This is a genomic window from Nocardioides sp. Soil796, assembly GCF_001429525.1.
Classification (GTDB): domain Bacteria; phylum Actinomycetota; class Actinomycetes; order Propionibacteriales; family Nocardioidaceae; genus Nocardioides.
Window position 1 is genome coordinate 269975 of record NZ_LMSQ01000020.1, and the last position, 16136, is coordinate 286110.

Genomic DNA, 16136 nt, shown 5'->3' on the forward strand with positions numbered 1-16136 from the left:
CGCGGTCACCGCAGCCACCTGGCGGCTCCGGCATCCGGTCCGGCGAGGGCCAACACCTCGGTGAAGCCGTCCTCGAGGGAGGACAGGAACAAGTCACCGTCGGTGAACGCGGCCGCGTCGTAGTTGACCCCGATGCAGCAGGTCGCCAAGTGCGACACGAGAGTGATCATCGCGGGGCAGCCCGGCAGCGGCGCGAAGGGATAGAGGCGTTCGACCCTGGTGCCTGCGAAGTGGACCTCCTCGCGGGCACCGGGAACGTTGCTCGCCTGGAGGTCGCTGCTCCTGGCCATGTCACCGGCGATCTGCGCGATCACCGAGGCCGGCAGCCGGGCCAGCAGCGGGGCCAGCACCCTGATGTTGTCGAGCGCTGGCTCCTGCCGTGCGGTCCGGACCAGCTCACCGATCGCCTCGATCCGCTCCCGGGGGTCAGTCACGCCCACCGGCCCGGCGAGGCGCGCGGTGGCGAAGCGGTTGCCGCCACCGCCGTCGCCGTCGCGGCGTACCGAGATCGGGATCGCCATCGGGATCGCGTCGACCGGTGCGCCGAACCCCTCGTGGTAACGGCGGTAGCCGCCGAGGAGGGCGGCGATGTAGGCATCGTTCAGCGAGCCACCTGCCGCCTTGGCCGCGGCCCGGAGGGAGGCCAGGTCGACGTCCAGGGCGGCATAGCGCCAGTTCACGCTTCGCCCGGCCAGCAGGGGCGAGGGGGCGGCGGGTGGCGGCGAGAGGACCCGCTGCAGGGAGAGCCCGTAGCGGACGCCGTCGAGCAGGGACTTCCCCGGATCGGCGACGACCCGTCGTGCCGCGGCACCGGCCCGGCGTACGACCGAGGGTGCGGAGCGGGCCGAGTCGAGGGCCTGTGCACCGAGAACGCCCCATGCGGTCATCCCGCCCCGTTCCGGGCGGGGACCTGCGCGCTTGGTAGTCGGCAGAGAGGAGTGCAGCATCTTCATCAGCTGCAGCGTTCCGACCCCGTCGGTCGAGGCGTGGTGCAGCTTCAGAACGTACGCCGCCCGACCGTCGGGCAGGCCTTCGAACAGCGTTGCCTCCCACGGCGGACGACTGCGGTCGAACGGGCTCATCGCGATCTGCTCGGCCGCGGAGAACAGGTCCTTCCAGGTGGCACCCGAGCGGAGGGTCGAGCGTCGCAGGTGGAAGTGCAGGTCGAACTGGGGATCCGGCGACCAGCGCGGTGCGGCCAGGCCGAACGGCGGTTCGACCACGCGGTGCCGCAGTCGCGGCACCCCCACGAGCGCGTGCTGGTGCGTGGCCACGAAGTCGGCCCAGTCGGGGGCCCGGTCGAGCACCTCGAGCGCGATCATGGTGGACTTCAATGCGGGATCCGCCTCGGCCCGCCACATGACTGTCTCGATGGGGTTCATCGCAGGGTCCTGGCCCCATCCGTCCTGGGCGATGGCCGTGGCGTTCACGAGGTCTCTCCTTGTGCACGGCCCGACGGAAGGGCCGGCAGGTCCGGTCGACCCGGCCAATGGGCGAGGGTCTGGACGAACTGGTCGCGTACGTCGCTGACGTGTCGCTCGATCGACTCGACTCTCCAGTCGGTCGTCTGCACCGGCGGGAGTACGACGACTTCGACGACCCCGGGGCGCAGCGTCTGGGCTCCGCGCCACATGACGTCGCCGGCACCACGCAACACGATCGGCACCATCGGCACCCCTGCCTGCATGGCGATGTGGAAGGCGCCCTTCTTGAATGGACCGAGGCGCGGTGTCGGCGACCGCGTGCCCTCGGGGGAGAGCGCCAACGAGACCCCCTCGTCGCGGATCTTCGCAATCGCCGGGGCGAGCGCCCGCTTGGCCTTCTCGACGTCGCCCGTGCGCTCGACGAACGCGACGCCGGCGATCTGGAACAGCTGGCCGAAGCCGGGGATCTTCCTCGCCTCCGCCTTGGCGACCCCGGTCCAGCGCTGGCGGAGCAGCTTCATCACGATGACCGGGTCGAGCTTGCTCTGGTGATTGAAGACGAACACGCAGGGCCGTGCGCCCCAGAGGTGCTCGTGTCCCTCGATCACGTCGACGGTCACGCCGGCCAGCGCGAGGCCGACGTCGGACCCGACGCTGCCGGTGATGTCGAAGACCTGCGAGCGGGACCGGTTCAGCAAGCCCAGCCCGATGCCGGCCCCGAACGCGGTGGCGAAGGCGCCGTAGAAGCCAGCGGTCCGTGCGATGTCCTTCACGCTCGGGCGACCAGTGCGGGGCACGCAGTCCAGGACCGCCCAGCCGCGCTCGCCGGCCTCGGCGCGCAGGCCCGGCTCGGGAGAGACCGCGACGGCGTTGCCGACGGCGGAGAGGAAGGGGATGTCCTCGGTTCCGTTGCTGTAGGCGTGGGAGCGGGCCAGATCGAGGTTCTCGACGGCGGCCAGTTCCGTGACGGCGTCCGACTTGCCCCTGCCCCACAACGGAGCGCCCAGGACCCGCCCGGTCATCACCCCGTCGTCGACCTCGAGTCGGGTGCAGAGGGTGTGCTGGGCGTCGAGTGCGTCGGCCATCGGCTGCACCTGGAACCTCGTCGCCGAGGAAGCAAGGACGACGGTGTGGCCCATGTCGTGGTGCGCCTTCACCAGCTCCCACACCTCGAGGTGCAGTCGACCCGCAATGCTCTCCTTGAACAGGGTCTCGCCCAGCTCGATCAGCTCGACCTCGGTCTTGCCGGCCCAGGCCCGGCAGCTGAGCTCGAGCAGGCTGAGGAACTCGGCAGCGGTGTTGACGCCACGGAAGCCGGCCCACACGGTCTGGGCGAGTTCGCTGAGGCCGATCTCGCGGCCACGGACCCGGTGTCCGTAGAACGCCGACGCCGAGAATCCAGTGATCACGGTGCCGTCGTAGTCGAAGAACGCGCCGATCTCGGGGCCTCCAGGGCCCGCGTAGATCTTCCGGAGGAGGGTGTCGAGGCTCATCACGTCTCGCGCTCCTTCAGGATCTCTTCCTCGAGATCGGCGATCCGGCTCATCCGGGCGAGGACGTCCGTCACTGTGGCGGCGAACTCGACCCGCGCCCGGCGTACGGTCTCGGCGTCGCCCTCGACGAGGCCACGGTGCCTGGCCAGTTTCAGCGCGGTGGCGTAGAGCTCTCGGGAGACGGAGTCGGCGCGGTGCAGACGCCCCTGCAGCCACATCTGGTGACCGAGACCGAGGCACTCGACCAGCAGTGCCTCCTCGTCCAGGGGGATGCCGGGCTCCTTGCTGAGCAGCGCCTCCGCGACCACGAGCTGGGCGTCGAAGAACGAACGGAACGCGCGGTGGGCGACCAGCACCTTCGAGGAGGCTAGGAGGTTCGCCAGCCCACTCTCGGTGCCGGCCCTCTCGAACCAGTCGGGATCGAACAGCTCGCACTCCGCGACGACGTCAGCCCGGAACTGCCTGGTGGTCGGGAAGAAGAACTCGAACTTCAGCAGGTCGCGCAGCCGCACCGCCTCGGCGTACGCCTCGTCACGCGGGTTCGTGCCTTCCTCGCCGTCGCCCACGTGGAGCAGCGCGAGCTCGACGATGGCCCGCGTCACGAGATGGTGGATCGCCCCGTTCCGGTAGAACGCGGCGACCCGGTGCTGACCCGGCGAGACCGACCAGACCGGCTCGGGGCCCCCCGAGTAGAGCGTGGTGACCCCCGACTCCACGAGCTTGTCCAGCGTCTCGAGGACGGCGTCGTCCGAGCGGAGCACGTCGGCCGGCCCGGCGAGACCGCGCGAGTCCAGGTAGTCGAGGAGCGGGAGTGCCACCCGACGGATCTCGGCCAGCGTCAAGGCCCGGTGATGCGTACCCAGAAGTGCGAACGTGACCAGGGCCGTGGGAGTCATCAGGGTCGCGCGGTTGATGCCGTCGCAGATCCGGAACGCCACCTTCTCCAGCTGCGCATTTCCCTCGCCGGCGTCGGCGAGTGCCTCTCTCAGTGAGAACGGCTCCCCGAACTGCACCCATGCATTGCCGCTGTTCCTCAGCTGACCACGGACGTAGCGGGCCAGCCAACGACTGCCCTCGGCGGCCTTCTTGGCGCCACCCTGCTCATCGGAGAGCGCGCCCACCTCGGACATGTGGTCGTAGACGATCGACACCGGGACCAGCTGGACGTCGTCGGTCCGGTTCTCCCGGAGCGCGCGGGTCAGGTAGGAGAGCAGCCCGAACTTCGGCGGCCGCAGCTTCCCGGTGCGGGTCCGCCCGCCCTCGATGTACCACTCGAGGTTGAACCGCTTGGCCGCCAGATGGGCCAGATACTCACGCAGCGCCAGCTTGTAGGCGCCGTCGTTGGCGTTGGCCCGGCGGATGAAGACCATTCCGGCGCGTTTGCCCAGCGGACCGATCGGCCAGATCGCCATGTTCGCGCCCCCCAGCGTGTGGTTGCGCGGGAAGTCGTGGGTGTGCAGCACCTCGCCGAGCACCAGCGGGTCGGCGTACGAACGATGGGCGGGCAGGAAGATCAGGGCACTCTTCTTGTTCAGCGCCCGGAGCGGCTCGAGGCTGTCCTGGTCGACGTGGACCTTCCACGCACGGGAGTGCATCGGGGAGAGCACCGTTCGGTAGGCGTCGATGGCGGCCGGGCTCTGGACGGCGACCAACTCGGTCAGGCAGTCCTGCACCTCGTCGAAGACCGCGTCGTACGTCGTGCCCGTCTCGGCCGCGAAGGCGCGCACCTTGTCGCGCAGTCGCGCCGAGGAGGCGATCTGCTCCGCGACGCGACGCGGCACCTTGTAGCGGTCGCCGATCAGGCGTCGTTCGGCCCGATCGCTGGACAGGATCGCCGCGTGCCTGATGAATTCCTCCATCGAGTCGCCGCCCTGGTGTTCCTCCGCGAAGCGCCTGCGCAGGTCGGCCAGGGTGGCCGCCTCCCCGACGACGATGGTCACCGCTCCGGGGACACGTCGCGCCAGCAACGGCTGGGCGACGGGCCAGGGTCGCAACGGTGTGAGATGGCCGAGCACGTCGGTGGCCCGGCGGGTGCTGCTGCCCGGCGCGGCGACCCAGGCCACCCGCGCCGGCACCAGCAGGGCCTCTTCGTCGAACTGCTCCGCCAGCCACCCGTCGTCGACTCCCCGGACGCACGAGCCGGGATGCGTCTCCCGTGCCCACTCGGTGACGAGTCGTCGCTCGGTGCGTGAGCGCACGTCGTGGAGCACGACGACCGGCCGCGTCGTGACGGTCATCCCTTGGCCGCCTTCACGTACGCATCGCGCAGGATCCCCTTGACGAGCTTGCCTGTTGGCGTTCTCGGGAGGCTCTCGGAGAAGTCGATGCTCCTCGGCACCTTGAAGTGCGCCATCCGGTCACGCACGAACGCGAGAAGCTCCTGCTCGAGTGCGGGCCCGGTCTCGACACCCGGAGCCGGTTGGACGACGGCCTTGACCTGCTCCCCCATCTCGTCGTCGGGAATGCCGAAGACCGCGAGGTCGAGCACCTTCGGGTGCAGGGCCAGGCAGTCCTCGACCTCTTGCGGGTAGATGTTCACACCACCCGAGATGATCATGAACGCCTTGCGATCGGTGAGGAACAGGTAGCCGTCCTCGTCGACGTAGCCGATGTCACCGATGGTCGTCCACGTCTCGTGGTCAGGGTGCTGGGAGGCCCGGGTCTTGTCGGGGTCGTTGTGATAGGCGAACGGCATCGTGTCGCGCTCGAAGTAGACGGAGCCGACCCGGCCGGCGTCCAGCACCTCGCCGTCCTCACCGCAGATCCGCAGGGTTCCCAGGCCCGCCTTGCCGACCGAACCGGGCCTCTCGAGCCACTGCTCGGAGTTGATCAGCGTCAGGCCGTTGCCCTCGGTGCCGCCGTAGTACTCGTGCAGGACCGGACCCCACCAGTCGATCATCTGCTGCTTCACGTCCACCGGGCAGGGCGCGGCCGCGTGGATCGCGCAGGCCAGCGTCGAGACGTCGTACGACGCACGCACGTCGGGGTCGAGCTTCAACATGCGCACGAACATGGTGGGCACCCATTGGCTGTGGGTGACGCCGTACTTCTCGACGGCCTCCAGGGACCGCACCGCGTCGAACTTCTTGCCGAGCACCAGGGTGCCGCCGAAGTAGTGGACGATGCCGCCGAAGCGAAGCGGCGCCGCGTGGTAGCCGGGTGCCGGTGAGTAGTAGACGGTGTCGGGGCCGAAGCCGTACATCGGACCGAAGACCCCGGCGAAGGGGTCGCCGGGCTCGCTGACGAGGTGCTCCGGCAGCGGTGGCTTGACGCCCTTCGGCTGGCCGGTCGTGCCCGAGGAGTAGAGCATGTCGGCGCCGCGGCGCTGATCGGCGAGCGGCTCGGCAGACACCTTGGCCAGCGCGTCCTCGAAGGAGTCGTGTCCGCGGATGGCGCCGCCGAACGCGAGCCGCAGCTCGATGCCCGGGCTCTGCGCGACCAACGCCTCGGCCAGGTCGGACACCTCAGCCGATGCGACGAGGGCACGGGCACCGCAGTCCCGCACGATGTAGCCGGCCTCGTCGGCCGACAGGTTGTAGTTGACCCCGGTCACGTACAGCCCGGAGCGCAGTGCGGCCCAGTAGGTCACGAAGAGCTCGAGGGAGTTCGGCGTCAGGAAGGCGACGTGGTCTCCTCGTCGCAGGCCTGAGTCGTGGAAGACCCGGGCCAACCGCGCAGTGGCCTCGTCGAGCTCGGCGTAGGTGAGTGAGGCACCCGTGTCGGCGACGACGATGGCGGTCTTGTCCGGGGTGGACGTGGCGAAGGTTCCTGGGTACACGCTCTCTCCTGCCTGGGTGACAAGGCTGCCGGGAGGTCCTCGGCCGGCGCTCGCGGACCTCCCGGCAGGTGCAGCGAGACCAACGATGGAGCACCGACTGGGGCGGGCGGATCACCCCCAGGAAGCAAATGCCTCCTCCCGCCGGGCCGGGCGAGGAACGGCTGGGACAGGGTCGGCTTCACCGGAATCGCGGCGGTCGGTCGCGTCAGCCGGGAATGCGTCAGTAGGACCTCGGCAGCCCCAGCGAGTGCTGCGCGACGTAGTTGAGAATCATCTCCCGGTTCACCGGGGCAATGCGCAACACGCGAGCCAGGCCCCACAGCGGGATGAGTCCGTATTCGGTCGCCACCCCGTTGCCCCCGTGGCACTGGATTGCCGCGTCGAGCGCGGCCAGCGCCGCCTCGGCCGCGAGGTACTTCGCCATGTTGGACGCCTCACCGGCGGGCAGCTTCTGGTCATGGAGCCAGGCTGCCCGTGCCGTCATCAGGGCAGCAGCGTCGATGTCGATCCGGGCGGCGGCCAGCGCGTGCGCCACTGCCTGGTGGGAGCCGATGGGCACCCCCCAGACGGACCGGCTGTTCGCATACTCGGCGGCGCGGGCGAGCGCATACCGACCGATGCCGACCAGGAGTGCCGCACCGGTCACCCGTTCGGGATTGAGGCCGTGGAACACCTGCTTGAATCCGGCGCCCTCGACGCCGATGAGGCGATCGGCCGGGACGCGCACGTCGTCGAAGAACAGGGTGAACTGACGCTCGGGCAGGCTGACCGCGACCGGCAACGGTTGCGCCACCAGACCCGGAGCATCCGTGTCGACCACGAAGAGGGAGAGCTCCGCGGCACCGGTCTCCGGATCGGTACCGGTGCTTGCCACGACCAGCACGGCGTCGGCGACGTCGATGCCGGAGATGTAGTGCTTCGTTCCGCTGAGGACGTACTCGTCGCCGTCGCGTCGGGCCGTGGTGGCGAGGTCATGCGCGTTCGAACCGGCCTCGGGCTCGGTGATCGCGAAGACGACACGGCCCTGGCCGCTGGCGAGCCGCGGCAACCATTGACGACGTTGCTGTGGTGTGCCGAACTCGGCGATCACCTCCCCGCTGATGGCACTGGCCACGAGCAGCAGGAGCAGTGGACACCCCGCCGCAGCGGTCTCCTCCACCACGACGGACAACTCGGCGAGACCGGCCCCGCCCCCGCCGTACTCCTCCGGGATGTTGATGCCGATGAACCCGCGCTCACCCAGCGCGAGCCACAGCTCCTCGGTGAACTCCCTTGCCTCTGCCTTCTTCGTGTAGTAGTCGTTGCCGAAGCTGCCACTGATTCCCGCCACTGCTGCCCGCAGTGCACGGTGCTCTTCGCTGGTCTGGAAGTCCATCGAGTGCTCCTGGGGTTCAGCCGGCAGCGATGCCGGCCACGACGGTCGCGCGGGCGGCCGCGCTGAGCGGGTACGGCGTGTAGAGGGTGAAGCGGTCGATGACCTCTCCGAAGCGACGGCTGATCTCGGCAGCGACCTCACTGGGACCACCGACGACGGCGAAGGCGTTCAGCACGTCGTCGTCGACCAGATCGTCCATCTCGGCCCACCTGCCCGCGACGGAAAGTTGGTGCAGCTCCTCGTGGAGCCCCTCCCAGCCGTGCAGCTGGAGGACCGATCGGTACGCCGGGGTCGCACCGTAGAACGCGATCTGGTGCCGCACCGCCGCGATCCCCGCGAGCAGCTCCTCCTCGGATGCGCCGGTTGCCACCATGCCCGGGTAGGCGATCACGAAGGAGGCCCGGTCACGCCGGTTGGCATCGAGCGTGCCCTCGATCAGGGGCAGCGTGGTCTCACGCAGGTAGCGCTCTGTCGTGAAGCCGTGGATGAAGATCCCGTCGGCGACGGAAGCAGCGACCTCAGTCATCCGCGGGCCCACGGCTGCCAGGAACACCGGCGGTCTCCCCCACGGGTGGTGTGCCGGAGTGAACATCGGGGTCATCAACGTGTGGTTGTAGAAGTCGCCGCGGAAGTCGAGGCGGTCACCCGACTCCCAGCTGTCCCAGATCGCATGCAGTGCGCCGATGAATTCGGCCATTCGCGCGGTCGGCCTCGACCAAGGCATTCCGTAGCGCCGCTCGATGTGTGCCTTGACCTGTGTGCCGAGCCCGAGGACGAATCGCCCACCGCTGAAACCCTGAAGGTCGTGGGCGGACGAGGCAACCGTCATCGGGCTGCGTCCGAACGCGACCGCCACCGCGGTCCCCACCGTCATCTCCCGGGTGTGCTCGGCAGCGATCAACGGCGGAAAGAACGGGTCCCGTCCGACCTCGGTGCTCCAGACACCGTTGAAACCGCACGCCTCCGCAGTGGACAGTTGGTCGATGAGAGTCGGCAGGTCGCCACCCTCGGAGCCGTCGATCTGGCCGCCGATGTTGGCGTCGACCTTCATGCTCCCGATGCCTCGGAGACGGTCTCGGCCAGGGAGGCCGGCGGGCGGAAGCGGGAGCCGTACTGCTCGGCCAACTGCTCAGCGCGCGCCACGAACCCGGGACGTCCGCCGTCGAACTGGTCGAGGAACCGGAGGACCCCACCCGTCCACGCAGGGAAGCCGATGCCGAGAAGGGAACCGACGTTGGCATCCGACGGCGCCTCGATCACGCCCTCGGAGTGGGCGGCCCACGCCTCGAGAACCTCGGCGAAGAGAAGCCTGTCGGCCAGGTCCCCCACCGTCGGAATGTCGTCACCCGGGGGGAAGGCCTCCGTGAGGCCGGGCCAGAACCCGGTACGTCGTCCCTTCTCGTCGTAGTCGTAGAAACCACCACCGCCCGCGCGCCCCACGCGTCCGAGGTCGATGAGCCGGTCGAAGGTCGTGTGGCCGGGATGGGCCTCCCATTCCTGACCGGCGACCGTCGCAGCAGACCGCGCCTCCTCGCGTACGTCCCGCGGCAGCGTCAGGGTCAGCTCGTCGAGGAGCTGGAGCGCCCCCGCGGGGTAGCCCGCCTGCAGGGAGGCCTGCTCGATGCTGGCCGGGGCGACCCCCTCACCCACCATGGCAACGGCCTCGTTGAGTCGAGAGATGATCACGCGGCTGGTGAAGAAGCCACGGCTGTCATTGACCACGATCGGCGTCTTCCCCAGCTGCAGCACCAGGTCAAAGGCCTTGGCGAGAGTGGCGTCGGAGGTGGCTTCCCCGCGAATGATCTCCACCAGCGGCATGCGATCCACGGGAGAGAAGAAGTGCACGCCTACGAAGTCCTCCGGGCGCCGCACCGAGGCGGCGAGTGAGGTGATCGGGAGGGTGGACGTGTTCGAACCGAGAACCGTGTCCTGCCCGACCACGCCCTCGACCCTGCCGAAGACCTCGGCCTTCAGCTCCGCGTTCTCGAAGACTGCCTCGATGACGAAGTCCACGTCAGCGAGATCCTCCACGCGGTCAGAGACGGTGATCCGGTTCAGCAGCGCGTCCTGGTCAGCCTGGGTGCGCTGTCCACGACTCACGGCCTTGGCCTCGACCTTCTCCGCATGGGCGCGCCCCTTCTGCGCGCCGGCCAGTGTCGTGTCGACCAGGACCACGTCGATGCCGATCTTCGCCGATGCGTAGGCGATTCCGGCGCCCATCATTCCGGCGCCGACCACGCCGATCCGCCTCGCCCGGTACGACGGCTGATCGTTCGGCCGGCTGGCACCCCCCTTGATCGCCTGGAGGTCGAAGAAGTTCAGGTTGATCAGGTTCTTCGAGATCTGGGCCGTGGCGAGCTCCACGAAGTAGCGGGTCTCGATCAGGCCTGCCGTGTCGATGTCGACCTGGGCACCCTCGACCGCCGCGGCCAGGATGGCGCGCTGGGCGGGGGCCGGAGCACCTCCGGTCCTGGCCCGGAGCGTGGAGGCGAGGAAGGGAAGATCCGCACTCAGGGCGCCCCTGGTCGGAGTGCCGCCCGGGATGGCGAAACCCTTGGCGTCCCACGGTTGCGCGGCGTCGGGGTTCTCGACGATCCATTGCCTGGCTCTCGACAGCAGCTCGTCCGCCGACTTCACCAGCTCGTCAACCAGGCCGAGCTCCTGCGCCTGCTGCGGACGGAACCGCCTGCCCGACAGCAGGACGTCGTCGAGCGCCTTGCGCACTCCGAGGAGCCGCACAGTTCGAATGATGCCGCCGCTGGCGGGCAGGAGGCCCAGACCCACCTCCGGCAGACCCAGTTGCACCCTCGGCGAGTCCAGCACCACCCGGTGGTGGGTCGCGAGTGCCAGCTCGAGGCCTCCGCCGAGCGCGGATCCGTTGATCGCAGCGACGACCGGGCGGCCGAGACCTTCGAGCAATCTCAGCTGGCCCTTGAGGTGGTTGAGGTGCTGGGTGAATCGGGTGGCGTCCTCGGGTCCGAGGGCCACGATCTCCTCGAGGTCACCTCCCGCCACGAAGGTGGACTTGCCTGAGGTGATGACGACTCCGGAGATCGAGTCCCGTTCCGCCCGCAGGCGCTCCACCGTCTCCGCCAGCTCCGCGACGAAGCGCGCGTGGACGGTGTTCACGCCCTGGGTGGGGTCGTCGATGGTGAGGACGACAATGCCGTCGTCCTCCTTGCGCCAGGTGAAGATCGGCTGATCGCCGGATGTCGGAACGCTGGTCACGTGCTTCTCCTCAGTGGTTTCTGGAGTGGGGTCCGGCCGGGTCACAGGCGCTCGATGATGGTGGCGATCCCCATGCCGCCGCCCACGCACAGGGTCACCAGGGCACGTCGCTCCTGCCGAAGCTCGAGCTCGTCGAGGACGGTCGAGACGAGCATCGCTCCGGTCGCCCCTAGGGGGTGCCCCATCGCGATGGCACCGCCATTGACGTTGACCTTCTCGGCCGGGATCTTGAGGTCCTTCATCCACTTCAGCACCACCGACGCGAAGGCCTCGTTGAGCTCGAAGAGATCGATGTCGGCCAGCGTGAGGCCCGCGGTCGCCAGGACCTTCTCGGTGGCCGGCTTCGGGCCGGTCAGCATGATCGTCGGGTCGGCGGCAGTGATCGCCGTGGCCACCACACGACCCCGCGGCTCCAGGCCGAGGTCCCGACCGACCTGCTCGCTGCCCAGGAGCACCAGCGCGGCCCCGTCGACGATCCCTGACGAGTTGGCGCCTGTGTGCACGTGGTTGATCCGATCCACCGTGTGGTACTTCTGCAGGGCGACCGCGTCGAACCCCAGTTTGGTCCCCGGGACCTCGAAGGACGGCGCCAGTTCACCGAGCGAGGCGACCGTCGACTCCGGGCGCCGGTGCTCGTCGTGATCGAGAACGAGCACACCGTTCTGATCCACGACGGGTACGACGGAGCGCTTGAACCGGCCTTGGGACCACGCCGCCTCGGCGCGCTGCTGGGACGTCACCGCAAAACCGTCGACGTCTTCCCTGCTGAAGCCCTCAAGGGTCGCGATCAGGTCGGCGCCGATGCCCTGGGGCACGAAGTGGTGGTCGTAGGTCGTGGTCGGGTCGGTGAAGAGCGCCCCGCCGTCCGACATCATCGGCACGCGCGACATGGACTCCACTCCACCTGCCAGGACCATGCGGTCCCAGCCGGAACGAACCTTCGCTGCGGCGATGTTCGTGGCCTCCAGGCCCGAGGCGCAGTAGCGGTTGATCTGGACGCCGGCAACGGTCTCCGGAAGCCCCGAGACCTGCGCGACCGCCTTGGCGATGTCACCGCCCTGCTCGCCGATCGGGGTGACGACACCGAGAACAATGTCGTCGATCACGGAGGGATCCAGCTCGGGCAGACGGCCCCGCAGCTCATCGACCAGGCCTGCCACCAGGTCGACCGGCTTCGTTCCGTGAAGTGCGCCCTTCTTGCCACGCCCACGGGGCGTCCGGATCGCCTCGTAGATCATCGCCTCGTGCGTCATGCGTGCTCCTTCGTCGGTCGGCCCGAACGACGCTAGAAGGCGGCCTGCGCGACGGCATCACCCTCCGGGGGGAGGTTGCGGCACCCGCCGGGTGGGAGCTTGCCGGAAAGGAGGGCCCAGAGCGACCGAGCTCGGGTCAGTCGGGCCGCGGCGCGGGGAGCACGACCTCCCACGGCTCGACCGGACCCGGGTGCACGACGAACAGCGAGTGCACCCGGGCCTCGGTGGCAAGGAGGGACAGGTGCCTCTCCGGATCGCGCAGCGCCACCTTGGCCAGCAGATGCCGCCACTCGTGGGCGACCTGGCCCTCGGTGACCGGCATCCGCAGGGCCGGGTCGGCCTCGGTGACGACGCGGGCCCGGTCGAAGTTGTAGCCCCTAGCGTCGGCCTCGTCGGCGATGCCGTGCAGGTACGTCGCCACGGCGGCGACCGGATCGTCCGTAGCCCGGAACCGGGTGAGCTGCGGGTGGTTGCGATAGCCCTCGGTCAGGCCTCGCAGCACCTTCTGGGCCAGCAGGGTCTCGCGCCAGCAAGCGACCAGGCCCTTCACGTCGAGCTGCTCCGGGTGCAGCGACCAGACCCGCATCAGTCGGCCCTCGCCAGCCGGTAGCGCATGAACGCGGGTGCGGCGATCGCCGCTGCGATGGTCAGCACCACGACGAGTACGCCCCCACCTGCCGCCGCGGTCGCCGTACCGGCCATGGCCGCGGCGCCCCCGTGGGCGACGTCCGCGATGCGCGGGCCGCCGGCGACCACCACGATGAAGACGCCCTGGAGCCGTCCGCGCACCTCGTCGGAGGCGGCGCTCTGCAGCATGCTCTGCCGGAACGCCGCCGAGACCATGTCGGCCGCACCTCCGACCATCAGCATCGCGATCGCGGCGCCGAGCATCACGCCGCCGCTCCCGTTGGCGAACCCGACGAAGAGGCCGAAGAACGCAATCGCCAGCCCCCACACGAGAATCGCGATGATCACTGCCCTCCCCTGCCGCTCGACGCGGGAGACCCAGCCGGAAAAGACGCCGCCGATCACCGCGCCGGCGGGGATGGCCGCGAAGAGCAGTGCGAAGGCGATGCCACCGTTGCTCGGGCCGCCGAAGTCGCTGTCCGCCATCTCGGGGAAGAGGGCGCGCGGCATGCCGAAGACCATCGCGATGATGTCGACGACGAACGACATCATCAGCACCGGGTGGCCGCGCAGGTAGGCCAGCCCGTCGATGACCGAGCGCAGGCCCGGGGTGCTGGTCACTCCCTCGATCGGCAGCGCCGGCAGGGCGACCACCGCCGAGAGGGTGGCGAAGAGGGTCACCGTGTCTGCCAGGTAGAGCCAGGCGTAGCCGAGCACCGGGATCAGCGCGCCGCCGATCATCGGGCCGGCGATCGCGCCGGCCATCATCACGGTCATGTTCAGGGAGTTGGCCGCCGGGAGCAGCCGCATCGGCAGGATCTTGGGCAGCACGGCGCTGCGAGTCGGCTGGTTGATCGCGAAGAAGGCCTGCTGCACGGCGAAGAGGCCGAGCAGGAGCCACACGTTCTCGTTGCCGAGGGCGGCCTGCACGCAGAAGAGCCCACTGGTGACGATCAGCCCGATCGTCGTGCAGAGCAGGAGCGTCCGCCGGTCCATCGCGTCGGCGAGCGCGCCACCCCAGAGCCCGAAGACGACCAGGGGCACGAGGCCGAAGACTCCGGTTAGGCCGACGTACGCCGAGGAACCGGTGATCGCGTAGATCTGGGCCGGTACGACGACCACGGTGAGCTGGGCACCGATGACGGTGATGATGTTGGCGATCCAGAGCCGACGGAAGTGGTCGTTGCGCAGTGGCGCGGTGTCGGCCATCAGTCCCCTCAGCACGAGTGACGACGCTACCCGCCGACCTGTCGCCAGTTCTTGCCGACCTGTCGCCAGTTTTGAGCGACCCGTCGCCAGTTCTTGTCGACCCGTCGCCAGTTTTGAGCGACCCGTCGCCAGTCTTGAGCGACCGTCGCCAGTTCTGCGCCAGAGCCGAAACTGGCGACAGGTCGATCGAAAGTAGCGACAGGTCGATCAGGGCCTAGAATCTGCCGGTGACCAAGCCGCCCGCCCCTTCCGACCCCACCCTCGACCGGATCGACCCGGACGAGCTGGCGACCGCGGTGAAGGTGCTCGGCCAGCTGCACGAGCTGCCCACGGACCACCCCGACGTGACAACGGTCAAGCACGCCGCCTCCCACATGTACAAGGCGCTCAAGCAGGCCCGTCGGCTCCGCAAGCGCGAGGCCGAGGCCGCCGCCGACCGGGCCGTCATCGAGGCCACCGCCACCGGGTCGAGGATGCGGATCGACGACGAGACCCAGGGCATCCCGCTGGTCTCGAACGCCGCCGGCGCCTTCGCGGGCGAGCTGCTCAAGCCGCGCGGCTGCTACATCTGCAAGACCGACTACACGCTGGTCGACGCCTTCTACCACTGGCTGTGCCCCGCCTGCGCCGCCATGTCGCACGCCAAGCGCGACCAGCGCACGGACCTGACTGGCAAGCGCGCGCTGCTCACCGGCGGCCGCGCCAAGATCGGCATGTACATCGCCTTGCGGCTGCTGCGCGACGGCGCGCACACCACGATCACGACCCGCTTCCCGAAGGACGCCGTACGCCGCTTCGCCTCGCTCGAGGACAGTGGCGACTGGCTGCACCGGCTCAAGGTCGTCGGCATCGACCTGCGCGACCCCACCCAGGTGATCTCGCTGGCCGACGACGTCGCCGCCGACGGTCCGCTCGACATCATCATCAACAACGCCTGCCAGACCGTACGCCGATCGCCCGGCGCCTACAGCCAACTCGTCGAGATGGAGTCCGCACCACTCCCGACCGACCTCGAGCTGCCCGAGATGGTCAGGTTCGACCACATCTCCGAGGCGCACCCGGCAGCCATCGCCGGCGCGTTGAGCAGCGACGCGGTCGCGCACCACGAAGGCGAGACCCTCGAGCACGCGAGGGCCGCCCACACCGCGGCCAGCCTCACGTCGCTCGCCCTCTCCGCCGGGAACGCCTCCCTCGAGGCGCACCTTGCCGGCACCGCCGTCGACGCCGGTGGGCTGCTGCCCGACACCCAGACCAACAACTCCTGGACCCAGGTCGTCGACGAGGTCGACCCGCTGGAGCTGCTCGAGGTGCAGTTCTGCAACTCGATCGCGCCGTTCCTGCTGGTCTCACGGCTGCGGCCGGCGATGCGTGCCGCCGTACAGGCCGGTGCCCGGAGGGCGTACGTCGTCAACGTGTCGGCGATGGAGGGGCAGTTCTCCCGCCGCTACAAGGGCGCCGGTCACCCGCACACCAACATGGCCAAGGCGGCGCTGAACATGATGACCCGCACCAGCGCGGGCGAGATGTTCGAGACGGACAAGATCCTGATGACCGCGGTCGACACTGGCTGGATCACCGACGAGCGGCCGCACCAGGAGAAGCTGCGCATCGCCGCCGAAGGATGGCACGCACCGCTCGACCTGGTCGACGGCGCGGCCCGGGTCTACGACCCGATCGTGCTGGGCGAGTCCGGCGAGGACCTCTACGGCTGCTTCGTGAAGGACTTCAAGCCCAGCCCCTGGTGAGGCT

11 protein-coding genes are annotated in these 16136 nt (G+C 69.3%); 1 reads left to right on the top strand and 10 read right to left on the bottom strand.

Going from position 1 to position 16136, the window contains the following annotated elements; all coding sequences use genetic code 11:
- Positions 1-5 precede the first annotated feature (5 nt).
- From ASH02_RS22390 to ASH02_RS22435, 10 genes are all read right to left on the bottom strand, one after another.
- Positions 6-1430 carry a wax ester/triacylglycerol synthase domain-containing protein gene (locus tag ASH02_RS22390; RefSeq protein WP_200959223.1) on the bottom strand — a complete coding sequence of 475 codons (1425 nt, stop codon included), beginning with the start codon at positions 1428-1430 and terminating at the stop codon, positions 6-8.
- Complete coding sequence (locus ASH02_RS22395; RefSeq protein WP_156393674.1) at positions 1427-2917, bottom strand: HAD-IB family hydrolase; 1491 nt, start codon at positions 2915-2917, stop codon at positions 1427-1429. The genes ASH02_RS22390 and ASH02_RS22395 overlap by 4 nt, the downstream gene beginning before the upstream one ends.
- On the bottom strand, positions 2917-5154 hold the full coding sequence (locus ASH02_RS22400) for a glycerol-3-phosphate 1-O-acyltransferase (RefSeq protein ID WP_056891615.1): 2238 nt from the start codon (positions 5152-5154) through the stop codon (positions 2917-2919). The genes ASH02_RS22395 and ASH02_RS22400 overlap by 1 nt, the downstream gene beginning before the upstream one ends.
- Positions 5151-6695 carry an acyl-CoA synthetase gene (locus ASH02_RS22405; RefSeq protein WP_056683635.1) on the bottom strand — a complete coding sequence of 515 codons (1545 nt, stop codon included), beginning with the start codon at positions 6693-6695 and terminating at the stop codon, positions 5151-5153. The genes ASH02_RS22400 and ASH02_RS22405 overlap by 4 nt, the downstream gene beginning before the upstream one ends.
- 220 nt (positions 6696-6915) lie before the next feature.
- Positions 6916-8070 (bottom strand): acyl-CoA dehydrogenase family protein, encoded by a 1155-nt coding sequence (locus ASH02_RS22410; RefSeq protein ID WP_056891616.1) that lies wholly within the window; start codon positions 8068-8070, stop codon positions 6916-6918.
- A 16-nt stretch (positions 8071-8086) separates the two neighbouring features.
- Positions 8087-9121, bottom strand: coding sequence for a TIGR03617 family F420-dependent LLM class oxidoreductase (locus tag ASH02_RS22415; RefSeq protein ID WP_056683642.1), 1035 nt, complete (start codon positions 9119-9121; stop codon positions 8087-8089).
- Positions 9118-11298, bottom strand: a complete 2181-nt coding sequence (locus ASH02_RS22420; RefSeq protein WP_235539100.1) for a 3-hydroxyacyl-CoA dehydrogenase NAD-binding domain-containing protein — start codon at positions 11296-11298, stop codon at positions 9118-9120. Before ASH02_RS22420 ends, ASH02_RS22415 begins: the two co-directional genes overlap by 4 nt.
- Before the next feature lie 41 nt (positions 11299-11339).
- Positions 11340-12551: an acetyl-CoA C-acetyltransferase gene (locus ASH02_RS22425; RefSeq protein ID WP_056683645.1), complete on the bottom strand. Its 1212-nt coding sequence runs from the start codon at positions 12549-12551 to the stop codon at positions 11340-11342.
- Positions 12552-12687: 136 nt separating this feature from the next.
- Complete coding sequence (locus ASH02_RS22430) at positions 12688-13137, bottom strand: pyrimidine dimer DNA glycosylase/endonuclease V (protein ID WP_056683648.1); 450 nt, start codon at positions 13135-13137, stop codon at positions 12688-12690.
- Positions 13137-14402 carry an MFS transporter gene (locus ASH02_RS22435; RefSeq protein WP_235532603.1) on the bottom strand — a complete coding sequence of 422 codons (1266 nt, stop codon included), beginning with the start codon at positions 14400-14402 and terminating at the stop codon, positions 13137-13139. Before ASH02_RS22435 ends, ASH02_RS22430 begins: the two co-directional genes overlap by 1 nt.
- Before the next feature lie 212 nt (positions 14403-14614).
- On the opposite strand from ASH02_RS22435, the gene ASH02_RS22440 reads away from it, so the two are divergent.
- A complete protein-coding gene (locus tag ASH02_RS22440) occupies positions 14615-16132 on the top strand; it encodes an SDR family NAD(P)-dependent oxidoreductase (protein WP_056683653.1) in 1518 nt (505 codons plus the stop codon).
- Positions 16133-16136 lie beyond the last annotated feature (4 nt).

Excerpts from the sequence above, each read along its gene's own strand:
- ASH02_RS22395 (WP_156393674.1), bottom strand. The coding sequence starts at position 2,917 with ATGAGCCTCGACACCCTCCTCCGGAAGATCTACGCGGGCCCTGGAGGC.
- ASH02_RS22400 (WP_056891615.1), bottom strand. The coding sequence starts at position 5,154 with ATGACCGTCACGACGCGGCCGGTCGTCGTGCTCCACGACGTGCGCTCA.
- ASH02_RS22410 (WP_056891616.1), bottom strand. The coding sequence starts at position 8,070 with ATGGACTTCCAGACCAGCGAAGAGCACCGTGCACTGCGGGCAGCAGTG.
- ASH02_RS22415 (WP_056683642.1), bottom strand. The coding sequence starts at position 9,121 with ATGAAGGTCGACGCCAACATCGGCGGCCAGATCGACGGCTCCGAGGGT.
- ASH02_RS22425 (WP_056683645.1), bottom strand. The coding sequence starts at position 12,551 with ATGACGCACGAGGCGATGATCTACGAGGCGATCCGGACGCCCCGTGGG.
- ASH02_RS22430 (WP_056683648.1), bottom strand. The coding sequence starts at position 13,137 with ATGCGGGTCTGGTCGCTGCACCCGGAGCAGCTCGACGTGAAGGGCCTG.